Origin of the sequence: Faecalibacterium sp. BIOML-A4 (assembly GCF_009679665.1) — a bacterium.
In the GTDB taxonomy this organism is placed as follows: domain Bacteria; phylum Bacillota; class Clostridia; order Oscillospirales; family Ruminococcaceae; genus Faecalibacterium; species Faecalibacterium taiwanense.
In genome coordinates, this window is the sequence record NZ_WKZG01000010.1 from 35,960 (window position 1) to 57,908 (window position 21,949).

Consider the following 21,949-nt stretch of genomic DNA (forward strand, 5'->3'; position numbering starts at 1 on the left):
TATCTGCTTGCCGACGCACGGCAAAAATTTTTGTTTTGAAACAGCTCCTACTTGCCGGAAAGGCTCTGGCTTGCTATACTACTTTAAAGAATACCATAAACCAGCCAAAAGAGAAAGAGAGAAAGGCGGTTTTTAACAATGTTTCTGTCCTTTTGTGGAAAAGTTCCCCGCGACGAGGGGGCCGCTTTTGTAGCGCCCAACGCCACCGTGCAGGGAGATGTGATCCTGAAAGCCGGTTCCACGGTGTGGTACGGGGCCGTGCTGCGCGGCGACGACGGCACTTTGACCATTGGCGAAAACTCCAACGTGCAGGATAACGCCGTGCTGCACTGTGATGTGGGCGGTGCTGTAATGCTGGGCAAAAGCGTCACCGTGGGCCACGGTGCCCTTGTGCACGGGTGCACAGTAGGGGACGGCAGCCTCATCGGAATGCACGCCACCCTGCTCAACCACTGTGTCGTGGGCAAAAACTGCATCATCGGCGCGGGTGCGCTGGTGCCGGAGGGCATGGTGATCCCGGATAACTCGGTGGCTGTGGGCGTGCCCGCAAGGGTCATCAAGCAGGTAAGCGCGGCCCAGATCGAGGCCAACCTGCACAACGCCGCCCACTACGTAGAGCACGGCAAGCTTCACGCCGCCGAGCTTGCCAAGGGCTGACCCTGTGCCGATTTTACAGTTTTTTACCATATTTTTTCGTCTTTCCGCCAAAAAGCCGACATTTTAATTGACACCTGCGGTCTTGTCTGCTATAGTGAAATTGGCAGTTTATGTCATTCTGGAATACCAGAATTTTTGTACACCGCGCTGTTTGGTTTTTATCATTGGGGGAATTTTGTAAAAAGTTCATTGCGGGATGTTTTTTCACAGAAATGTAATGACTTTTCACTTAAAATCGGGTATACTATACCTTGCGGGGAGACGGGGCCGCAACCGTCTTTCCGCACATGATTCCTCCTCACACCAAAGCAATACCCCAAACAGAAACTCCCTCCGGTGTACCGCAAGCGCCGGAGGGAGTTTCTGTTTGCATCAGCTTTTGTATTTTATGATTTCCTGCAATCAAAGGAGAGATTTTTATGTCTGAACTGATCACCCGCCGTACCTTTTTAAAGGCCACTGGTGCCGCCGCACTGGTCGCTGCCGCCGGCAGTATGCTGGTTGGCTGCGGCGAAGGTTATGGTGCAACCCCCGGCAACCCGACCCTGCCCACCATTGACACCGGTACTTTTGCTACATTGGGCAGCACCTATGTGGATATGGGGCCGCTGACTGGCACTTGGGTCTCCCGTACTACTTACGAATCGGACGGATGGCGGCATAATTATCTTTACACCGGTCTTTCTATTGATAACTCCTATAACACAGATTCTTCCGTTACGATTTCTACCAGTAATTTTACCTGCAAACATAATGGTACTACCGAATCTGGTCTGAAAGTGTGCAGTCTGGGCAATTTTGGCCTGAACAGCGCCGGAACCGGTTTCCAGTATATTTCTTCCGTAACCGTTGCCAAAGGTGAGCGTAAAACTGTTCCTATCTATATTGACCTTGGCCCGGTGAATACGACTACCCTTAATGTCAGAGGCGTTTTTACGGTTGAGCTGAAACTGGGCGGAAAAACGGCCACCTTTAAATATCAGCCCATCTACGATGACCCCACTATTGAATAAAAATCATGATGCTAAAAACCGGAAGGGCACAATGCTCTTCCGGTTTTTCTTTTTGCATTACAGCGCGCGGAACTTTGCCGCAAACACGCTGAGCACGATTTTAGGGTTCACCTGCGCGCCAAGGCGCTGGATGGCGGCTTCGGCCAGACGCAGGGCACGCTGGGCGGCAATGCCCTGCACCGGTGCGTGGGGGCTTTGCCGCAGGCCCGCTGCCGCCACCGCGCGGAAGTCCGTCAGCAGGGCGGCGGCACCGGCCTTGTCCTTTTCGTAGGCGGCCAGCAGGCAGGCTGCGGCATAGCTGTCACGGTCGGCAGCGGCCTTTGCCAGCTGCAGGGCCTTTTCCACCTGCGCGGTGCGGGCTTCGTCCTGTGCGGCGGCAAGCACCGTGCCAATGTGACCGTCGAACAGTTCGCTGTACAGCGCGGCCGTCTTTTTGTCCACCCCCTGTGCGGCGCAGTAGCGGGCGCACTGCTCCGGCGAGACAGGAGCCACTGCAAAGCTGACGCAGCGGCTGCGGATGGTGGGCAGCACGCCTGCCAGCGAATCCGCCGTAAGCAGGAACAGCGCCCCCTCCGGCGGCTCTTCCATCACCTTCAGCAGGGCATTGGCGGATTCCTCGTTCATCTTTTCCACATGGTAGAGCAGCACGGCACGGCCCTCGGCCGAAAGGCTGGTGTTGAAGATCTCGCTGCGCATAGCCTTGACCTGACTGACCAGATATTTGCCGCCTGCGCCCATACCGGCAACGCTGATCGCTTCACGCACGATGCCGGTCTCCACATGGCCGCTGTCGCGGTCGCCAGGCTTACCCACAGCACGGCAGCATTCGCCCCGCAGAAGGGCCTCAGCGGGCGCTCCGCCTGCAGGGTAAAGATAATCTGCCGCAATGCAGCGGGCCGCAAAACCGGCTCCAAGGCCCTCTTCTCCCACCAGCAGCACGCTGTGGGTCAGGCGGCGGGCTGCCAGCATCAGCTGCACGCTGCTTTTCAGTTCTGCATTGCCCTCCATGCGGTCCAGCATCATGGTGTTTCTCCTTACCTTCTGTTTCTCCGCTTCCACTGCTCACGGCGTACCCACGCGCGGACGGAACGATAGGCCATCGAGCCAAAGAACAGCCAGACGTTCGCCATGCTGAGCAGCAGGCTCAGCTTTTGCGGCAGCGGCGCGCCCAGAAAGCTGAGCACCCACAGTGCTGCCGCAAAAAAACCAAAGTATTTCACCCGGATGGGGATGACAAAGAACAGCAGCACCTGTACCTCCGGGTACAGCATGGCAAAGGCCAGCAGCAGCGAAAGGGACAGGCAGTAGGTGCTGCCGGTCACGCCGGTGAGCAGGCAGGCCAGCACAGTGCCCAGCATCCCGGAGAGCAGATACACCGTATAGCGGAAATCGCCCCACTCCTGTTCCAGCGCCGTGCCGATGAACCATGTGAAATAGATGCCCAGCACCGCGCTGAGGATGCTGCCGCCGTAAGAGGGGATGAACGCAAAGGTGATGATGCGCCAGATCTGGCCGCGCAGCAGAAAATAGCGGCTGAGTGCCAGCCAGACACTGACGGTCTGGTTGACAAACAGCTCGATGGCCAGCACAAGGATCTGCCCGCCCACCAGAATGTTGGTCAGATTCGGGATGCCGAAGCGGCCGTATTTGCGCTCCAGCTGGTTGAGCCAATTGTTCATATAGGGTGCCTCCAACGCATTGTATTCCGATATCGGTGAGTTTTGCCGCATTTTTCTGCTGTTATTGTACCATGATTGGCCGGGGCATTCAAGGCAATGCCACAGTGTGGAAAACTGCCGCATCTTCCGCCCAAAAATACAGCTGTCAAGCGGATCTTGCGGCACAAAAACACAACCGGAAAGTGTATGGAGTTTCCTGTCTGGAATGAACTTTTCACTTTTTCCACCGGGTTTTCCACCGTTTTTGTGAAGAAAAGGGCAAGTTTTCCATGAGGTTTTCCACTTTTTCCACCGGGTTTTCCACAACAAAAGGGCATCAGCCCTATACACACCGTAATTCAGGCCGCAGCTTTCTGGTAAGTTTTGGGCAAAAATGCGGGCATTCTGCCTTTTATAAAAAAGAAAGTCGAAGGATTTTCTTTGCATTCTACAAACCGTTCCCGAGCGGTGATTTATTTTTCTCCAATCTGGAATGAACCGGTCACAAGTTTTCAACACCGGGCCGCTGCCGTTTTTCCGTGTGGAAAAGGCGGGGAAACATGCAGTTTTCCACACCGGAAAAAGCAATGCCGGGCAGTCACTTCAAGACCGTCCGGCATTGCTCTATTATTTACATCATATTGTGGAACACCAGCTGTGCGATCTGGAAATACAGGATCAGGCTGCAGGCATCCACGATGGTGGTGATGAAGGGGGTAGCCATGATGGCCGGGTCTGCACCCAGCTTCTTGGCAGCCAGCGGCAGCATACCGCCCACCAGCTTTGCCAGAATGACGCTGAAGAACAGCGAAACGCTGACCACGATGGCATAGCCCATCACGTTAGCGTACTGGCCGGGGAACAGGAAGGTGTACATCAGGTAGATGCGCAGGCCGTTCACGATGCCCAGCACCGCGCCCACGATGGCAGACACCCGCAGCTCCTTGCCCAGCACCCGCATAAAGTCGGCGGGCTCTACCTCGCCCAGAGCCAGACCGCGCACCATCAGGGTGCTGATCTGGTTGCCGCAGTTGCCGGCGGTATCCATCAGCATGGGCATGAAGGAGACCAGCAGCGGCAGGCTGACAAAGGCCTCTTCATAGTGGGTGGTGACCATGCCGGTAAAGGTGGCAGACAGCATCAGGATCAGCAGCCATGGAATGCGCTGCTTCGCGTGGGTCCAGACGCTGGTGCCGAAGTAGGTGGTGGCATCGTCGTCCGGCAGAATAGCAGCCATCTTCTGCATATCCTCGGTGCTCTCGTCGGTCAGAACGTCGATTGCATCGTCGATGGTGATGATACCCACGAACATGCCCTCGTTGTCCAGAACAGGCATGGCGGTAAAGTCGTAGCGCTGCATCTCACGGGCCACGTACTCCTGATCGTCGGTCACTTTCACAGTGACCACGTTATCATCCATGATCTCAGTGATGGGAGTATGCGGCTCTGACAGCAGCAGGCTTCGGGCAGAAACAACGCCCTTCAGGCGGTTGCGCTCCACCACGTAGCAGGTGTACACGGTCTCTGCGTTTTCGCCCTGCTTGCGGATGGCTTCAAAGGCCTGCGCCACGGTCATCTCCTCGCGCAGACGGACATATTCGGGGGTCATCAGGCTGCCGGCAGAGCTTTCGGGGTAGTTCAGCAGCTTGTTCAGGCTCTCACGGGTCTGCTTGGAGGATTTTTCCAGCACCCGCTTCACCACGCCTGCAGGCATATCCTCCAGCAGGTCGGCGGCATCGTCCAGACTCATCTCTTCAATAGCGCCCACCAGCTCCACATCTGAGAAGGCGTTCACCAGATCGTCGCGGGCTTCGTCGGACATATAGGCAAAGGCCTCGGTGGCCACTTCCTTTTTGAGCAGGCGGAACACCACAAGGCGGTTGTTTTCGTCCAGCTCTTCCAGCAGCTCGGCAAGGTCGGCGGGCTGCTCTTCCTCGGTGACTTCGCGCAGCTTGACGTACTGCTTCTTGATGAGCAGCTTGAGCAGGCGGCTCTTGGTGAGCATCTCAGGGTTGGCCTTGACCTCTTCGTCGTTGGCTTCCTCTTTTTCGGCCTCGCGCATGTCCTGCTTGAGGTCTTCAGTAGCTTCCTCGTTCAGATCTTCAGCCAGCTTCTGGCGGACCTCGGCGGGGATATCAGCAGGCAGCTCCTGCACCGGCAGCGCCTGTTCCGCAGCATCAGCCGTCAGCTTCTTTTCTTCCATATCCATTGGGCGTACCTCCTCAGTTTTTACGGAACAGGAGCAGCTCCTGTATCCGGAGGACGCAGCAGATCGGGAAACAAAAAACGCGCCGCCTTGCCTGCCGGAATGCCGCAAACGCCGCATTCTGCGCACACAAAGCCGCGCCTTCCTCTGCTCTGTTTTGCGGAAAGATGCACCGTTGAAGCGGTGCTTTTCCGCAGGACTCAGCGAAGGAGGCGAACGGTTGGGGAAAACGCAGTTGTTTTTGTTTTCTGATCCACCGCGCCGGTGGTTCTACTTCGACTATGATCCGGGTCCATTTTCCTGCGTTCACCTCCAAGTTTTCATATTCATTTTTATTATAGCGCCGCAAAAAAACGGGGTCAACCCTAAACCACCGATTTACCAGAATTTTGCAAAACAAAACACCCTCTTCCGTGTTGCGGCACACGAAAAAGGGTGTTTTGCTTGGATATTGCCTTGGTGTGAGGAGGAATCATGTTACTTGGGTAAGCGGTTGCGGCCCCGCTTCCCATGGCAAAAGTATAACAGCTTTCACAATTGAATTCGTTAAGAAGCTATGAAGAAACTGTAAAAAGGGAATGGTATCTTTTGGAAGATTTTGTGATAACATTTTTTGATTGACCTTCGTTTTTTCACATGCTAAAATGGAACTGTAAAAGCGGCTGTTGTGATGCCAGATCACAGCAGCCGCTTCTCTTTTACACAAAAAATACGCCCCGGTCACCTTGCGGTGAACGGGGCGCTAAAACGAAGCTCGTTTTTTACTGCGGCAAGATCCCTGCAAAGCAGGTCTTATGCAGCAGGCGGAGCAAGGTATCTGCAAGCAGACCTTATGCTCCTGACACACGCGGGGTGTGCTTTCAAGGACCCTCGCGGGCGCTTTGGTATCTCATATCCCGCTGCGGTGCTCCGCACGGAACAAAGCACCGCCCGGGAAGTGAAATCAGATAGAACTCGTATGGCGAATGCTGTACTTCAGCACATCACCTGCATGGATGGATGCGTTTCTCCGCTTCGTACCGCTGCATTGCGCAGTAACCGCCGGTACGGGGCAGCCGCCCTCTTGCATTGTGGGGCTAAGGTGCCGCAAATATCTGCATCCAAAGCGCAGAAAAATGCTTACTTGTACAGGTCGACCAGACGGGTCAGGTGCTCGTAGCGGTCGTTTGCAACTTCCTGGTTGCGTGCGAACAGCTCCTTAGCACGGTCGGGGAATGCACGAGTCAGGCGGCTGTAACGGGTCTCGTTAGCCAGCAGTGCCTGATACTTCTCGTTATCCACAGCCTTGGAGGTCAGGGTGAACGGATTCTTGCCCTGAGCCTTGTTTGCCGGGTTGAAGGTGAACAGGTTCCAGTAACCGGCCTCAACTGCCTTCTTCATCTCGTTCTGGCAGTTGGTCATGCCGCCCTTGACACCGTGCAGCTCGCAGGGAGCGTAGCCGATGATCAGAGACGGGCCGGGGTAAGCCTCAGCCTCAGCGATGGCCTTGACAGCCTGAGCCGGGTTAGCACCCAGTGCGATCTGAGCAACATAGATGTAACCGTAGGTCATAGCGATCTCGGACAGGCTCTTCTTGCTGATTTCCTTACCAGCAGCAGCGAACTGGCAGACTTCACCAATGTTGGAAGCCTTGGATGCCTGTCCACCGGTGTTGGAGTACATCTCAGTATCGAAGACCATCACGTTGACATCCTCGCCGGAAGCCAGAACGTGGTCCAGACCACCGAAGCCGATGTCGTATGCCCAGCCGTCACCACCGAAGATCCAGACGGACTTCTTGGCGATGAACTGCTTGCTCTTCAGGATCTCTGCAGACTTCTCGCAGCCGGCAGCAGCAGCCTTCTCCAGCTCAGCGATCAGGGCCTTTGCGGGCTCGTCGTTGGCCTTGGTGTTGTTCTTGGTCTCCAGGAACTTCTCAAAGGCAGCCTTCAGCTCAGCAGAAGCCTTGTCGGAACCAGCAACCTCTGCGATCTCCTTGATCAGGTTCTCGCGGACGGTCTTCTGGCCGATGTACAGGCCCAGACCATGCTCTGCGTTATCCTCGAACAGGGAGTTGCACCATGCAGGACCATGGCCGCTGTCCTTGTTGACGGTGTACGGAGAGATGGAAGCGGTGCCGCCCCAGATGGAGGAGCAGCCGGTAGCGTTGGAGATGTACATCTTCTCGCCGAACAGCTGAGTGATCAGGCGAGCGTAAGAAGTCTCGGCACAGCCTGCGCAGGAGCCAGAGAACTCCAGCAGCGGCTGGTTGAACTGAGAACCGATGACGGTATCGTCAGCAAACTTGGAAGGCTTCTTGGAGATGTTGGCCACGCAGTAGTCGAACACTGCCTGCTGATCGGCCTGGCTGTCCTGCGGCACCATGGTGATAGCCTTGGTGGGGCAGACGGTGACGCACTCGCCGCAGCCCATGCAGTCCAGAGGAGACACAGCCATAACAAACTTGTACTCGTTTGCGGGCTTGTTGTCGCGGCTCTTGGTCTGTGCAGGAGCAGCTGCCAGCTCGTCGGCGGTCAGCTGGAAGGGACGGATGGTAGCATGAGAGCAGACGAATGCACACTGGTTACAGCCAACGCACTTTGCAGCATCCCACTCGGGGACGTTGACAGCGGTGCCGCGCTTCTCGTATGCAGAAGCGCCCTGCTCCCACTCGCCGTTTGCATTTGCCACGAAGGAAGAGACAGGCAGGCTGTCGCCGTCCATACGGGCAATGGGCTCCATGACATCGCGGATCTGCTTGACCAGCTCCGGACGGCCGGTGAGAGCCTTGGGTGCGGGATCAGCCTCGGGGTTGGACCAGGATGCGGGCACGTCCACCTTGTGGATGGCATCAACGCCTGCATCGATAGCCTTCCAGTTCATCTCAACGACGTCCTGGCCCTTCTTGCCGTAGCTCTTCTGAGCTGCCTGCTTCATGAAGTTGACGGCATCCTCGATGGGCATGACGTCAGCCAGCTTGAAGAATGCAGACTGCAGGATGGTGTTGGTGCGCTTGCCCATGCCGATCTCGATAGCCTTATCGATTGCATTGATGGTATACAGCTGGATGTTGTTGTCAGCGATATACTTCTTTGCCTCGGCGTTCAGGTGCTGGCCCAGCTCCTCATCGGACCACTGGCAGTTGATCATGAACACGCCGCCGGGCTTGACATCCTGGACCATCTTCATGCCCATGTGGATGTAAGCGGGGTTGTGGCAGGCCACGAAGTCAGCCTGGTTGATGTAGTAGGGGCTGCGGATGGGCTTGTCGCCGAAACGCAGATGGCTGATGGTCACGCCGCCGGTCTTCTTGGAGTCATACTGGAAGTATGCCTGAACATACTTGTCGGTATGGTCGCCGATGATCTTGACGGAGTTCTTGTTAGCACCGACAGTACCGTCGCCGCCCAGACCCCAGAACTTGCACTCCTTGGTGCCAGCAGCTGCGGTGATGGGAGCGGGCTTGACTTCCGGCAGAGACAGGAAGGTGACATCATCGGTGATACCCAGAGTGAAGCGCTCCTTGGGCTGATCCTTCTCCAGCTCCTTGAACAGAGCAAAGATGGAGGACGGCGGGGTATCCTTGCTGCCCAGACCGTAACGGCCGCCGGTCAGAACGACATCGTTCAGGCCAGCCTCACGCAGGGTAGCGGCAACATCCAGGTACAGGGGCTCGCCCAGAGAGCCGGGCTCCTTGGTGCGGTCCAGCACAGCCACCTTCTTGGCGGTCTTGGGCAGGACCTTCAGCAGGGAAGCGGAGACCCAGGGACGGTACAGGCGGACCTTGACGATACCGACCTTCTCGCCCTTGGCGTTCAGGTAGTCGATGACCTCATCAGCAACGTCGCAGATGGAGCCCATAGCCACGATCACACGGTCAGCATCGGGTGCGCCGTAGTAGTTGAACAGATCGTAGTTGGTACCCAGCTTTGCGTTGATCTTGGCCATGTACTTCTCAACAACAGCAGGCAGAGCGTTGTAAACGCTGTTGCATGCCTCACGATGCTGGAAGAACACGTCGCCGTTCTCGTGGGAGCCGCGCATCTTGGGGTGCTCGGGGTTCAGAGCCTTCTTACGGAACTCCTCCACAGCCTCCATGTTGCACATTTCCTTCAGATCGGCGTAATCCCACTTCTCGATCTTCTGGTACTCATGAGAAGTACGGAAGCCATCGAAGAAGTTCAGGAAGGGAACCTTGCCCTCGATGGCGCACAGATGTGCGACAGGGGACAGATCCATGACTTCCTGCACGCTGCTCTCGACCAGCATTGCAAAGCCGGTCTGACGGCATGCCATAACGTCGCTGTGATCACCAAAGATGTTCAGGGACTGAGTAGCAACGGTACGTGCAGAAACATCGAACACGCAGGGCAGCTGCTCAGCAGCGATCTTGTACATGTTGGGGATCATCAGCAGCAGGCCCTGAGAAGCGGTGAAGGTGGTGGTAACAGCACCTGCACCCAGAGAGCCGTGCACAGCGCCAGCAGCGCCGGCCTCAGATTCCATCTCGACGACCTTGACCTGATTGCCGAAGATGTTCTTCTGGCCAGCTGCGGACCACTGGTCCACAGAGTCAGCCATCGGAGAAGACGGGGTAATGGGGTAGATGGCAGCCACGTCCGTGTAGGCATACGCTACATGGGCGGCAGCGGTATTGCCATCCATAGTTTGCTTTGCTCTAGGCATTTTTCTTCCTCCATTATTCAGAATTTGGTACCTTTTGCGCGGGGCAATATGCCCCACATGGGACCGGAGAACCCCATAAAGGCACTATTGCTTGTATACTATAATAGCAAATTCCGCCCATAAAGTAAACGCAAACCGCTCAACAAACGCACCAAAAATAAAGAAATTTTTTTAGCGCTTTTGTACGTCTTTAGTTCGTTAAAGTGAGCAATGGCGCGGATTTTCCGGTTTTGGCCTGCCTGCTTTGCCAGATCCTGTAATTTTTTTCGCAAAAAGGGGAGGGAACCCTCTCAGTCACGGCTTGCGCAGCGCCGCGCTTTCTCAGAAAGCGGCGCTGCAAATGCTGCTTTCCGTTACGCCCCCTCCCGTGAAAAGGCAATTCTGGAAAATCCGCGTTTGTGTAGCAATGAAAGCCCCAGTGGGGCTTTCAAGCGGCAGAGCGGTCTGCGTTAGCAGATGGAGGGGCTTTGCCCCGACAAGCTCCGCAGATTTTCCAGAATTGCGAAATTATAAATATTCTTTCCGCTGATTATGCGCAAAGCAAATGCGGCGCGCATTTCAAATCGTCCCATCCTCTTATATTTATCACATCTTTATTGACAACAAACCTCATTTTGCCGTAAACTGAAGCCATAGAAAACCGGCGCTGTGCCGGGCAAAGAGGGTAATAAAATGGAGAAGACCGTGCATTACGAAAAAACACTCACCAGCGAGGTGCTCTTCGAGGGCCGGGTGATCACCCTGACAAAAGACACTGCTCTGCTGGAAAACGGCAAGACCGCCGAACGCGAAGTGGTGCATCACCACGGCGGTGCGTGCATCCTGCCCTATTTTGAGGACGGCACCATCTGCATGGTGCGCCAGTTCCGCTACGCCATGCAGCAGGAGCTGTGGGAGCTGCCTGCCGGCAAGCTGGAAAAGGGTGAGGACCCCTTTGAAGCCGCCAAGCGGGAGCTGGGCGAGGAGTGCGGCCTGACCGCGGACAATTATATCTCTCTGGGCCAGTTTTTCCCCACCGTGGGCTATGACACCGAAGTGATCTATACATGGGTCGCCACCGGCCTGCACAAGACCCAGATGCATCTGGATGCCGATGAATTCCTGACCCCTGACCGTGTGCCGCTGGATAAAGCTTATGAGATGGTCATGAGCGGCGAGATCCGGGACGGCAAGACCATTGCCGGTATCCTGAAGCTCAAGGCCCTGATCGCCGAGGGCAGGCTGTGAACATCCTGTACGAAGATGCCGCCCTTGTGGTGCTGGACAAGCCCGCCGGACTTTCCAGCGAAGAGGGCGTGCCCGCAGCCCTGCGGCAGCTGTGGGGCCAGCCGGATGCCTTTGTAGGGGTGGTGCACCGGTTGGACACGGGTGTGTCCGGCCTGATGGTGTTTGCCAGAACGCCCGGGGCTGCAGCCGCACTCAGCCGTCAGATCACCCAGAGCCAGAACGCCTACGCTGTGCAGGATGGCAGGGCCGAAGGGAAGCCGGAAGTGCCGCAGTTCATCAAGCAGTACCGTGCCGTCATTGCAGGCGGGCCGGACGAAGCACTGTCCGCCGAAGGCACCCTGCGGGACTGGCTGTTCAAGGACAGCCGCCGGGGCCGGGTGTTCCCGGTCAGCCGCCCCCGCAAGGGCGTACGGGAAGCCGTGCTGGAATACCGCATCGTGAAAACGGCAGGAGAGATGAGCCTTGCTGAGATCACGCTGCACACCGGCCGCACCCATCAGATCCGGGTGCAGTTTGCATCCCGGAAGCATCCGCTGGCCGGAGACGGCAAATACGGAAGCCGCGTAAAAGGCAGCATTGCCCTGCAGAGCTGTGGCCTGCAGTTTTTGCACCCGGAGACCGGAAAGCCCATGGCATTCACGCTGCCGCTGCCGGAGGGTGCGTTCTGGAAACCGTTTGAAGAATAATGCATTTCCATTAGGTGAGAGGTATGGAACAATACAAAACTGATGCTGAGATCTATGCTGTGCTGGAGCGGGAAATCATTGACCTGACCATCCGCCCCGGCTCTTCGCTGAGCGAAAATCCGCTCTGTGCCCGCTTTGGCGCACCGCGCACCCTGATCCGGGTGGTGCTGCAGAAGCTGCAGGAAAACGGGCTGGTAAAGATCGTGCCTTACAAGGGCACCACCGTTACCCGGCTGAACCGCCGCATCGTGGACGAGCTGATCTACGAGCGCACCGCCGTGGAAGCCCGCGTATTGCGGGATTTTTCGCCCCGGTGCACCCCGGAGCAGCGGGCGTTGATCCGCAGGCGGGTGGAAGCCTACGAGGCCCTTGCAGCCATGGAGAGCCCGGATTACAACAAGCTGTACGAAGCCGACCGTGCCCTGCACGGGACATGGTTTGCCGCCATGGATAAAATGTACCTGTGGAGCACCCTGCAGAATGCCCACGCCGACTACAGCCGCTTCCGGATGCTGGACACCATGACCACCGGCGGTCTTGCCGAGGTGATCGCAGACCACCGCAACCTGATGAACGCCATCGAGCGGTGCGACCTTGCTGCCTTTGAGCCACTGGTGGAACGGCACCTGTACGGCGGCATCCGGCGGCTTGGCTCCAAGCTGACCGAGGAATATGCCGATTATTTTGAGCCGGAAAAGTAATTGTTCTATGTGGAACAATGGTTGAACCCTCTCAGTCTGCTCCCGATGGTCGCAGCCAGCTCTCCCAAAGGGAGAGCTTTTTTGCATCTTCCGGTCAACACAAATAAAGCTCCCCCTTCGGGGGAGCTGGCGAACGCAGTGAGCCTGAGAGGGTTCGTTCTCAGGCAAGCGACCTCGCCCTCTCCGTCTTTGCTTCGCAAATCCAGCTCTCCCAAAGGGAGAGGCCTTGGCAAAAAGATGAAGTTTGCGGGGGCTGCCAAAGGCTCTCCCTTTGGGAGAGTTGGCAAGCCCGACAGGGCTTGACTGAGAGGGCTAGGATGCTGCTCTTAAAATGATCTTCTCACAGTACCCCGGAAATAAAAATTTCCAGACCAATGCCAATGAGGATGATGCCGCCCAGAATGGATGCCTTGCCGGAGAGCTTGGTGCCAAACTTTTTGCCGATGCGCAGGCCCGCCATGCAGATAAAGAAGGTGACCACCGCAATGATGAGCGATGCCGCAAGTGCCATCAGCCAGCCGTATTCCGAAATGGTGAAGCCCACCGAAAGCGCATCGATACTGGTGGCGATGCCCTGCATGAGCAGTGCACCCGCACTCAGCTCTGCTGCTTCTTCGGCCTCTTCGCCCTTGATGCCATCCACCAGCATTTTGCCGCCAATATAGCCCAGCAGAGCCAGCGCGATCCACGGGATGAACTTTTCAAACGAAGAGAACAGCTCCACAATGGTGTGCACGCACACCCAGCCTGTCATGGGCATCACGGCCTGAAAAAGGGCAAAGGTGCCCGCGATCCTGCACATGGTTCCCCTGCTCATGCGGGGGTCGTGCAGGCCGTTTGCCATGGACACCGAGAACGCATCCATTGCAAGGCCCACGCCCAGCAGGGCACTGTTGAGGAAAAATACAAAGCTCCATTCCATATTGTCTGCCTCCTGAATCTGACCAGAATATCGGGCAATACAAAACCCGGTCTCGGGCGCACATGTACGTCCGGGACCGGGTGATTTTTTTGAAACCAACTCCATGTGCACGGGCGCTGTTCTATGCGCCAAAAACACATGAGTCTCGCAAATGAAAGCAAGCCAGACCGGAACCAACGGTCATCATGTTGACTTGCTGCGCTCTGCAAAAGCGCCTGCTACTCCCCCACGGGTATTTGTGATTGTTTTGCCATTGTAGCATATCTTTGCAGGGAAGTCCAGACAAACCTGCACGGTTACACGGTATTTTTCCATCGGCGGGCAAAATACCAGTCCTGTGAAATAATAAAACACAGGGTGTTGCCCAGTGCCCTCAGGGTAACAGCATGTTCCTGACGCAAGGCCCGGCGGGCGCAGCGCTCGTACTCCCGCGCCTGCTGCATCCGGGCACTCCGGCGCTCTTCGGCGGTCAGGTGCATTCCCACATCGATCAGGGAGTGCAGCAGTGCCCAGTACAGCTCACACAGCGAACCTGTGATGCCATGGCGGCGGACGCACTCAAACACGGTATAGTTTGCTTCCACACGGTCGAGATTGCGCAGGGTGACTTTGCTGTTGACGATGCTGCCCGCCACCTTGCGGTAAAGGTACAGCGCATCCGGGATATTCGCGATTCTGTCCGCTTTTTCGTAGGCGTAGGCGATCAGCAGGGTGTCCTCGTTCAGCTTGCCCTCTGCAAAGCGCAGCTGCGCAAAAATGCTGCGGTGGTACAGCTTGTTCCACACCACCATGTAGGGCAGAAGGGTGCTGTGCTCCAACGCCTGCTCCGGGGTCAGCACCTCCCGCCGCACATGCAGATACTGCTCCCGGATGGGGGTCAGGGCTTCGTCCACCTGCCGGTAATTGCACACGGCCATCTGTGCACCGGCCTCCTGCGCCGCATGGTAAAGCTTTGCGCAGAAGTCCGGCGTGATGGTGTCGTCTGAATCCACAAAGGCGATCCATTCGCCCTCTGCCGCGTCCAGCCCGGCATTGCGTGCCACGCTCAGGCCACGATTCTTCTGGTGGATGACCCGGATGCGGCTGTCCTTTGCCGCTGCGGCATCGCACAAAGCAGGGCATCTGTCCGGAGAGCCATCGTCCACCAGGATCAGCTCAAAATCCGTGAAGGTCTGGGCAAGGATGGAAGAGATGCAGGCGCTCAGAAAACGCTCTGTCTTATATACCGGCACGATGATGCTGATCTCCGGCTGTTTTTTATGTTGTTCCTGCACAATAAACTCCTCATTGCTTCAGGTCGTTTTCTGCCGTCTTTCCGCCCTTTTGCGGCATAGATCCAGATAACTGCAGGCCGATGCAGCGCAGACCACTGCCGCCCACAAATTTTTTAGTGTTACGCCGCGGGCTTGCATCAGCCGATGGCGGGCTGTACGCTCATACGCAAAGGCTTCCTTCATCCGGGGGCTTTTGCGCTCTTCCGGTGTCAGATGCAGCCAGATGTCCCACACGGCAGTCAAAATCGGGCGATAGGCTGCACACAAAGCATCCCGGATGCCGTTTTGGTACAGCACATCAAACAGGCGGTACCATGCTTCCACCCAGTCCAGTGTTTTCAAGGTAGTCTTGCGGTGCATGGCACTGCCGGTAACGATGCGGTAATTGTATAAAAAATCCCATATACCGCAGGCAGAAACCGCTCTTGCGTAAATGACCGGCATGAGACAGGTATCTTCAAACGCCTTGTTTTCTGGATAGCGCAGATTTTCCAGCAGTTTTCGGCGATAAAGCTTATTCCACGGAACCTGAAAATCCGACACCACCATCCGGCGCAGAACTTCCTCCTGCGGCAAAAACTCGTTCAAAAGGCGATGTTCTCCGCCTGCAAGCGTTTTGCCCGTTTCATCAATGCACTGACTGCTGCAGATTGCAAAATCTGCACCCGTTTCCAGCACTGCCTTATGCATTTTTTCCAGATACTCCGGTTCCACCGTATCATCCGAATCCACAAACGCGATCCAATTTCCCTGTGCTGCATCCAGACCCGCATTGCGGGCTGTACTTACACCGCCGTTTTGCTTATGGATCACCCGCACGCGGCTGTCCCTTTTTGCTGCTGCATCGCACAGGGCAGGGCAGTTGTCCGGTGAGCCATCGTCCACAAGGATCAGTTCAAAATCTGTAAAGGTCTGAGCGAGGATGGAATCAATGCACTCATTCAGATATTTTTCCACCTGATACACTGGCACGATGATGCTGATCTCCGGATATTTCTGCGGATTCTTTGCATTCCGCCCACTCACAGCGCGTTCTCCTTTCGGACCGGTTTGCGGTGGTACTTATAGTCATAGTAGCGCTGTGGCGCTACAAAATTGAGCGCCGTTTCCAGCACGTTGCGCAGGGTATAGGCCCCGCCCTGCCGGATCTCCGCTTTTGCTTGTGCAATGCAGGCTTCGGTCTGCTTTACCTTGGCATCCTGCCGCAGCTCCGGCGGGAGCCGCTTTTTAATGCCCCGGAAATATTTTTTCATCAGCGCATATTGTAAAAAAGCGGCGTCCTTTTTGCCGTGCTTCAGGGTGCATTGCAGAAGTTTATAGTTTGCCTCGACCTCCTCCAGACTTTTCAGAGTTTTTTTTCCGCGCATGATGCCCTGCGGGTTCAGCCGGTAGTGGTAGAGCGTTTCGCCCACGCAGGCCACCTTGGTGACCTGCTCGTAGACGGTGGGTGTGGTAAAGGCATCCTCGTAGTTTTTGCCCATCGGGAAGCGCAGCGTCTCGAACAGTTCCCGGCGGTGCAGCCGCGTTGCCGCCTGAATGAGCGGCGCGAGACGAATGCGGTGGAACGCTTCGTCCTGCGAGATTACTTCGTCCCGCAGCGGGTGCTCCTGATAGCCGCTCAGGGAGCCGTCCACTTCCAGAAACAGCATGTTGCAGGCCGCAAGCTCTGCGCCGGACTCCGTCGCCGCACGGTAGAGCTTCTCGCAGAAGGTCTTTTCCACGGTGTCGTCCGAATCAATGAAGGAGAGCCAATTTCCCCGTGCAACATCGATTCCGGCATTTCTCGCCCCGCTCAGCCCCTTATTCTGCTGGTGGATCACCCGCACGCGGCTGTCTTTTTCCGCCGCTGCATCACACAGGGCAGGGCAGTTGTCCGGGGAGCCATCGTCCACCAGGATCAGCTCAAAATCCGTAAAGGTCTGTGCCAGAATGGAATCAATGCATTCGTTCAGGTATTTTTCCACCTTATACACCGGCACGATGATGCTGATCTCCGGGGATTTTTTTTGCTTTGTCATGTTCCTTAAACCACTTTCTGTGTTTATTTTTATTCTTCACACGCTATTTCTATTATACATGGTTTGGATGGATTTGAAAAGAAGCCGCCGTGCAGAAATCCTTGCGCGGCGGCTTCTTTCAAATCTTATTGTGTTTTCAAGGTTTACTCTTCGCCCTTATCGTCTGCTTCCGGGGCTTCTGCAGCGGCGGCAGCATCTGCAGCTTCCATGGCGGCAAGCTGCTCGGCAGTCGGCTCTGCATCAGCATCGGAGGTGTCGATCTGCTCGGTCTGGGCCTCGTCGTCGTGGTCGGTGCGGGCAAGTACCATCACCTTATCGTTCTCACCCAAGCGCATCACCCGCACGCCGGAACCGTAGCGGCTCTGCAGCGGGATCTCGTTGGCGTGCAGGCGGATGATGATGCCCTCCTGACTGCTCAGCAGCACGTCGTCCACGTCGTCCACGATCTTGACCGCGGCCACCTTATCCTTGGCGGCATCGTAGTTGCGGATGCCCTTGCCGCCGCGTGCGGTGATGCGGTAGGTGTCGATGTCCGACCGGCGGCCCTTGCCGTTCTCGGTGACGGTGAGCACCGTGCCGCCCTCGCGGCAGATGCACACGCCCACAACTTCATCGCCCTCGGCCAGACGGATGGCGCGCACGCCGTGGCCGCTGCGGCCCATGGGACGTGCATCCTCTTCGTTGAAGCGGATAGCCTGACCGTTGCGGGTGGCAACGATGAGCATATCGTGGCCGGAGGTCAGGCGGGTCCATGCCAGAGCGTCGCCCTCGTTCAGGGCAATGCCGATCAGGCCGGACTTACGGATATTGGCATACTGTTCCAGCGGGGTGCGCTTGATGAGGCCCTGCTTCGTGACCATGGTCACAAAGCCGCCCTCGGTGTCGGCTTCCTTCGACTGGCAGATCATGTTGGTGACCTTTTCGCCCTCGGCCAGCTGCAGCAGGTTGACGATGTTGCTGCCCTTGCTGGTGCGGCTGCCCTCGGCAATGGTGTAGCCCTTGATGCGGAACAGACGGCCCCGGTCGGTAACAAAGAGCACATAGTCGTGGGTGGAGCCTACGAACATCTCCTGCACGATGTCCTCTTCCTTGCGGGTCATGCCGGAGATGCCGCGTCCGCCGCGGCGCTGTGCCTGATAGGTGGCCTTGAGCTGGCGCTTGATATAGCCGGCCTCGGTCAGGGTGTAGACGCACTGCTCCTCGGCGATCAGATCCTCGATATCCACCTCACCGGTCACGGACTGGATCTCGGTGCGGCGCTCGTCGCCGAAGCGCTTCTTCATTTCCAGCAGCTCGTCCTTGACGATGGCAAGCACACGGGCATCGTCGGCCAGAATGGCCTCCCAGTTCTCGATCTTGGCCTGCAGGCTGGCAAGCTCTTCCTCGATCTTCAGGATCTCAAGGCCTGCCAGACGGCCCAGCTGCAGCTTGACGATGGCATCTGCCTGCGGGTCGTCAAAGCCGAACTGCTCCATGATGGCAGCCTTGGCCTCTGCCATGCCGCCCTTGCAGGCGCGGATGGTGGCGATCAGCTCGTCCACGATGTCGGTGGCCTTCTTCAGGCCTTCCAGAATGTGGGCGCGCTCCTTGGCCTTTTTCAGGTCGTACTGGGTGCGGCGGCGCACCACCTCGTCCTGAAATTCCACGTACTTCTGCAGCATCTGCTTCAGGGTGAGCACTTTCGGCACCTTGTGGTCGATGGCCAGCATGATAACGCCCACGGTATCCTGCAGCTGGGTGTACTGGTACAGCTGGTTCAGGATGACCTGTGCATTGGCATCCTTGCGGATGTCCACCACGATGCGCATGCCCTTGCGGTTGGTCTCATCGTTCAGGCCAGTGATGCCCTCAATGCGCTTCTCCTTGACAAGGTCGGCCATGTTCTCGATGAGGCGGGCCTTGTTGACCATATACGGGATCTCGGTAATGATGATCTGGGTGCGGCCGTTCTTGGTCTCCTCGATGGTGGCGCGGCCCCGCAGGGTGATCTTGCCCCGGCCGGTGGCGTAGGCGGCGCGGATGCCGCTGCGGCCCATGATGATGCCGGCAGTGGGGAAGTCCGGGCCCTTGATGTATTCCATCAGGCCGGGCAGGTCGATGTCCGGGTTGTCGATATAGGCGATGCAGCCGTCAATGACCTCGCTCAGGTTGTGGGGCGGGATGTTGGTGGCCATGCCGACCGCAATGCCCTGACTGCCGTTGACCAGCAGGTTGGGGAAGCGGCAGGGCAGCACGCTGGGTTCCTTCTTGGTCTCGTCAAAGTTGGGGTCCCAGTCGATGGTGTCCTTCTCGATATCGGTCAGCATCTCCACCGCCATGCGGCTCATGCGGGCCTCGGTGTAACGGTAGGCAGCCGGGGGGTCGCCATCCACAGAACCAAAGTTACCCTGACCATCCACCAGCGGATAGCGCAGAGAGAAATCCTGTGCCAGACGGACCATGGCATCGTAGACCGATGCGTCGCCGTGGGGATGGTAGGAGCCCAGCACCGCACCAACGGTGTCGGCGGATTTGCGGTAGGGATGGCTGGGGTCGTTGCCGCGCTCGTGCATGGTGTACAGAATGCGGCGGTGAACAGGCTTCAAACCGTCGCGCACATCGGGCAGGGCGCGGGACACGATGACCGACATGGAGTAGTCCAGAAATGCGGTCTCGATCTCCTTTTTCACATCGCGGATGATCTTTTTGGTTCCGCTGCCCGGTATCATCACATAATCTTCTTCCATTGTTTCCTCCGTAGGATCATACCCTCTCAGTCAATGCCTGTCGGCATTGCCAGCTCCCCCGAAAAGGGGGAGCTTTTTTGCGTGAGAAGGAAAAGTTTATCTTTTTGCCTAAAGCTCCCCCCTCGGGGAAGCTGGCGCGTCAGCGCCTGAGAGGGTTTTCTTACACGTCCAGCTTTGCGTACTGGGCGTTGGTCTCGATAAAGCGGCGGCGTGGCTCCACCTGATCGCCCATCAGGATGGTAAAGGCTTCATCGGCCTTCTCGGCATCGTCAATGGTGATCTGTACGATCACGCGGTTATCGGGGTTCATGGTGGTCTCCCACAGCTGTTCGGGGTTCATCTCACCAAGGCCCTTATAGCGGTTCACCTTTGCGCCGGGCATTTCCTGCGAAAGCACGGCCATTTCGGCATCGTTGTAGGCGTACTTGATGGTGTTGCCCTTCTGCACCTTGAACAGAGGCGGCTGGGCCACATACACATGGCCCTGCTCAATGAGCGGGCGCATATAGCGGAAGAAGAAGGTGAGCATCAGGGTGCAGATATGGGAACCATCCACATCGGCATCGGCCATGATGAACACTTTATCGTAGCGCAGCTTGGAGATATCGAACTCGTCACCAATGCCGCAGCCCAGTGCCAGCACAACGGGCATCAACTTGTCGTTGCCGTAAATTTTATCGGCGCGGGCCTTTTCCACGTTCAGCATCTTGCCCCACAGCGGCAGGATGGCCTGAATGGCAGAATCACGGCCCATCTTGGCGGAACCGCCTGCAGAATCGCCCTCGACGATGAAGATTTCGGTGCGGCTGGGGTCTTTTTCGCGGCAGTCTGCCAGCTTGCCGGGCATCCGGCTGGTCTCCAATGCGCTCTTGCGGCGCACCAGTTCGCGGGCCTTTTTGGCAGCGGCGCGGGCGCGGGCGGCCTGAGTGGCCTTTTCAAAGATGGCCTTTGCCACGCCGGGGTTCTCCTCAAAGAATTCCATCAGCTTGGAATAGACCATGTTGGAAACAAGGGTGCGGATCTCGGTATTGCCCAGCTTTGCCTTGGTCTGGCCCTCAAACTCCGCCTCCTGCAGCTTGACCGAGATCACGCAGATCAGGCCCTCGCGCACGTCTGCACCGGACAGGTTCTCGTCCTTATCCTTCAGCAGGCCGTGGCTGCGGCCGTAATCATTGAACACGCGGGTCAGGCTGTTCTTGAAGCCCTCCTCGTGGGTGCCGCCGTCCGGGGTGTTGACGTTGTTGGCAAAGCTCAGCAACAGCTCGTTGTAGCTGGAATTGTACTGCAGTGCGATTTCTGCCATGCCGCGGTCGGTCTGGCCCTTGAGGTAGATCACATTGGGGTGCAGCACGTCCAGCTTGCGCTTCTCGCCCAGATAGGTGACAAAGCTCTTGATGCCGCCCTCGTAGCACATGACCTCGGTGCGGTAGCAGGGTTCACCCTCCTTGCCGTCCTCCAGTACGGGAGTGTACATCTCACGCTCGTCGGTCAGAGTGATCTTGACACCGGCGTTCAGGAAGCTTTCTTCCCGCAGGCGCTTTTCCAGCGTGTCGAAGTCGTACACGGTGGTATCCCGGAACATCTCCGGGTCCGGCTTGAAGGTGACCCGGGTGCCGGTAACGCCGTCGGCTACGGTGCCGATGCACTTGAGCGGGCCGTCCGGGTCGCCGCGGCGGAAGGTCTGCTCGTACTCGTGGCCGTCGCGGCGCACGTTGACGGTGAGCCACTCGGAGCAGGCGTTGACCACCGAAGCGCCCACGCCGTGCAGGCCGCCGGCCACCTTGTAGCCGGAGTTCTCGCCGCCGAACTTGCCGCCGGCGTGCAGGATGGTGTAAACGACGGTGACGGCGGGCAGGCCGGTGTCGGCCTGAATGTCCACAGGGATGCCGCGGCCGTTATCCGTGACCTGAATGATGTTGTCTTTCAGGATCTTGACCTCGATGTGGTCGCAGTAGCCGGCCAGTGCTTCATCGATGGCGTTGTCCACGATCTCGTAGACCAGATGATGCAGGCCGCGCTCGCCGGTGGAGCCGATATACATGCCCGGGCGCTTGCGCACCGCTTCCAGACCCTTCAGGACCTGGATCTCGCTGGCATTATACTCATGGTCGGTAGCGGTTTCGGCATTTGTGCTGGTAATGATTTCTTCTGCCATTTCCTTTCTCCCTTTTGTTCAATGTTTGCATTTTTGTTCGA

At 57.1% G+C, this 21,949-nt stretch carries 15 protein-coding genes; 5 read left to right on the top strand and 10 right to left on the bottom strand.

What is annotated here, in order from left to right; translation table 11 throughout:
* Positions 1-138: 138 nt before the first annotated feature.
* Together GKG34_RS08270 and GKG34_RS08275 are read left to right on the top strand one after the other, a co-directional pair.
* Positions 139-657 carry a gamma carbonic anhydrase family protein gene (locus tag GKG34_RS08270; RefSeq protein WP_120081293.1) on the top strand — a complete coding sequence of 173 codons (519 nt, stop codon included), beginning with the start codon at positions 139-141 and terminating at the stop codon, positions 655-657.
* A 419-nt stretch (positions 658-1,076) separates the two neighbouring features.
* Positions 1,077-1,670, top strand: a complete 594-nt coding sequence (locus tag GKG34_RS08275; RefSeq protein ID WP_154255972.1) for a twin-arginine translocation signal domain-containing protein — start codon at positions 1,077-1,079, stop codon at positions 1,668-1,670.
* Positions 1,671-1,727: 57 nt separating this feature from the next.
* On the opposite strand, the gene GKG34_RS08280 is transcribed toward GKG34_RS08275, so the two are convergent.
* The 4 genes from GKG34_RS08280 to nifJ form a co-directional block, all read right to left on the bottom strand.
* Entirely contained in the window at positions 1,728-2,693 is a 966-nt protein-coding gene (locus GKG34_RS08280) for a hypothetical protein (RefSeq protein WP_154255973.1), read from the bottom strand.
* Positions 2,694-2,704: 11 nt separating this feature from the next.
* Positions 2,705-3,349, bottom strand: coding sequence for a rhomboid family intramembrane serine protease (locus GKG34_RS08285; RefSeq protein ID WP_154255974.1), 645 nt, complete (start codon positions 3,347-3,349; stop codon positions 2,705-2,707).
* A 610-nt stretch (positions 3,350-3,959) separates the two neighbouring features.
* Positions 3,960-5,537 carry a magnesium transporter gene (gene mgtE / locus GKG34_RS08290; RefSeq protein WP_154255975.1) on the bottom strand — a complete coding sequence of 526 codons (1,578 nt, stop codon included), beginning with the start codon at positions 5,535-5,537 and terminating at the stop codon, positions 3,960-3,962.
* A 1,116-nt stretch (positions 5,538-6,653) separates the two neighbouring features.
* Positions 6,654-10,199, bottom strand: coding sequence for a pyruvate:ferredoxin (flavodoxin) oxidoreductase (gene nifJ / locus GKG34_RS08295; RefSeq protein WP_005939143.1), 3,546 nt, complete (start codon positions 10,197-10,199; stop codon positions 6,654-6,656).
* A gap of 672 nt (positions 10,200-10,871) precedes the next feature.
* Here nifJ and GKG34_RS08300 point away from each other — a divergent pair.
* The 3 genes from GKG34_RS08300 to GKG34_RS08310 are packed head-to-tail and all read left to right on the top strand — an operon-like array spanning position 10,872 to position 12,813.
* The gene (locus GKG34_RS08300; protein ID WP_005940449.1) at positions 10,872-11,426 is read left to right on the top strand and encodes an NUDIX hydrolase; all 555 of its coding nucleotides are present in this window, start codon (positions 10,872-10,874) and stop codon (positions 11,424-11,426) included.
* On the top strand, positions 11,423-12,112 hold the full coding sequence (locus GKG34_RS08305; protein WP_207698871.1) for an RluA family pseudouridine synthase: 690 nt from the start codon (positions 11,423-11,425) through the stop codon (positions 12,110-12,112). Before GKG34_RS08300 ends, GKG34_RS08305 begins: the two co-directional genes overlap by 4 nt.
* Before the next feature lie 23 nt (positions 12,113-12,135).
* On the top strand, positions 12,136-12,813 hold the full coding sequence (locus GKG34_RS08310; RefSeq protein WP_097781064.1) for a GntR family transcriptional regulator: 678 nt from the start codon (positions 12,136-12,138) through the stop codon (positions 12,811-12,813).
* A 340-nt stretch (positions 12,814-13,153) separates the two neighbouring features.
* On the opposite strand, the gene GKG34_RS08315 is transcribed toward GKG34_RS08310, so the two are convergent.
* The 6 genes from GKG34_RS08315 to gyrB form a co-directional block, all read right to left on the bottom strand.
* Positions 13,154-13,735 carry a manganese efflux pump gene (locus tag GKG34_RS08315; RefSeq protein WP_154255976.1) on the bottom strand — a complete coding sequence of 194 codons (582 nt, stop codon included), beginning with the start codon at positions 13,733-13,735 and terminating at the stop codon, positions 13,154-13,156.
* A gap of 296 nt (positions 13,736-14,031) precedes the next feature.
* The gene (locus tag GKG34_RS08320; protein ID WP_154255977.1) at positions 14,032-15,009 is read right to left on the bottom strand and encodes a glycosyltransferase family 2 protein; all 978 of its coding nucleotides are present in this window, start codon (positions 15,007-15,009) and stop codon (positions 14,032-14,034) included.
* 18 nt (positions 15,010-15,027) lie between these two features.
* Positions 15,028-16,035 (bottom strand): glycosyltransferase family 2 protein, encoded by a 1,008-nt coding sequence (locus tag GKG34_RS08325; protein WP_154255978.1) that lies wholly within the window; start codon positions 16,033-16,035, stop codon positions 15,028-15,030.
* Positions 16,032-17,027 (bottom strand): glycosyltransferase family 2 protein, encoded by a 996-nt coding sequence (locus GKG34_RS08330; RefSeq protein ID WP_120020806.1) that lies wholly within the window; start codon positions 17,025-17,027, stop codon positions 16,032-16,034. The genes GKG34_RS08325 and GKG34_RS08330 overlap by 4 nt, the downstream gene beginning before the upstream one ends.
* Positions 17,028-17,170: 143 nt before the next feature.
* On the bottom strand, positions 17,171-19,753 hold the full coding sequence (gene gyrA, locus GKG34_RS08335) for a DNA gyrase subunit A (RefSeq protein ID WP_154255979.1): 2,583 nt from the start codon (positions 19,751-19,753) through the stop codon (positions 17,171-17,173).
* Between the two features lie 160 nt (positions 19,754-19,913).
* Positions 19,914-21,908 carry a DNA topoisomerase (ATP-hydrolyzing) subunit B gene (gyrB, locus tag GKG34_RS08340; protein WP_097774101.1) on the bottom strand — a complete coding sequence of 665 codons (1,995 nt, stop codon included), beginning with the start codon at positions 21,906-21,908 and terminating at the stop codon, positions 19,914-19,916.
* Positions 21,909-21,949: the final 41 nt, after the last annotated feature.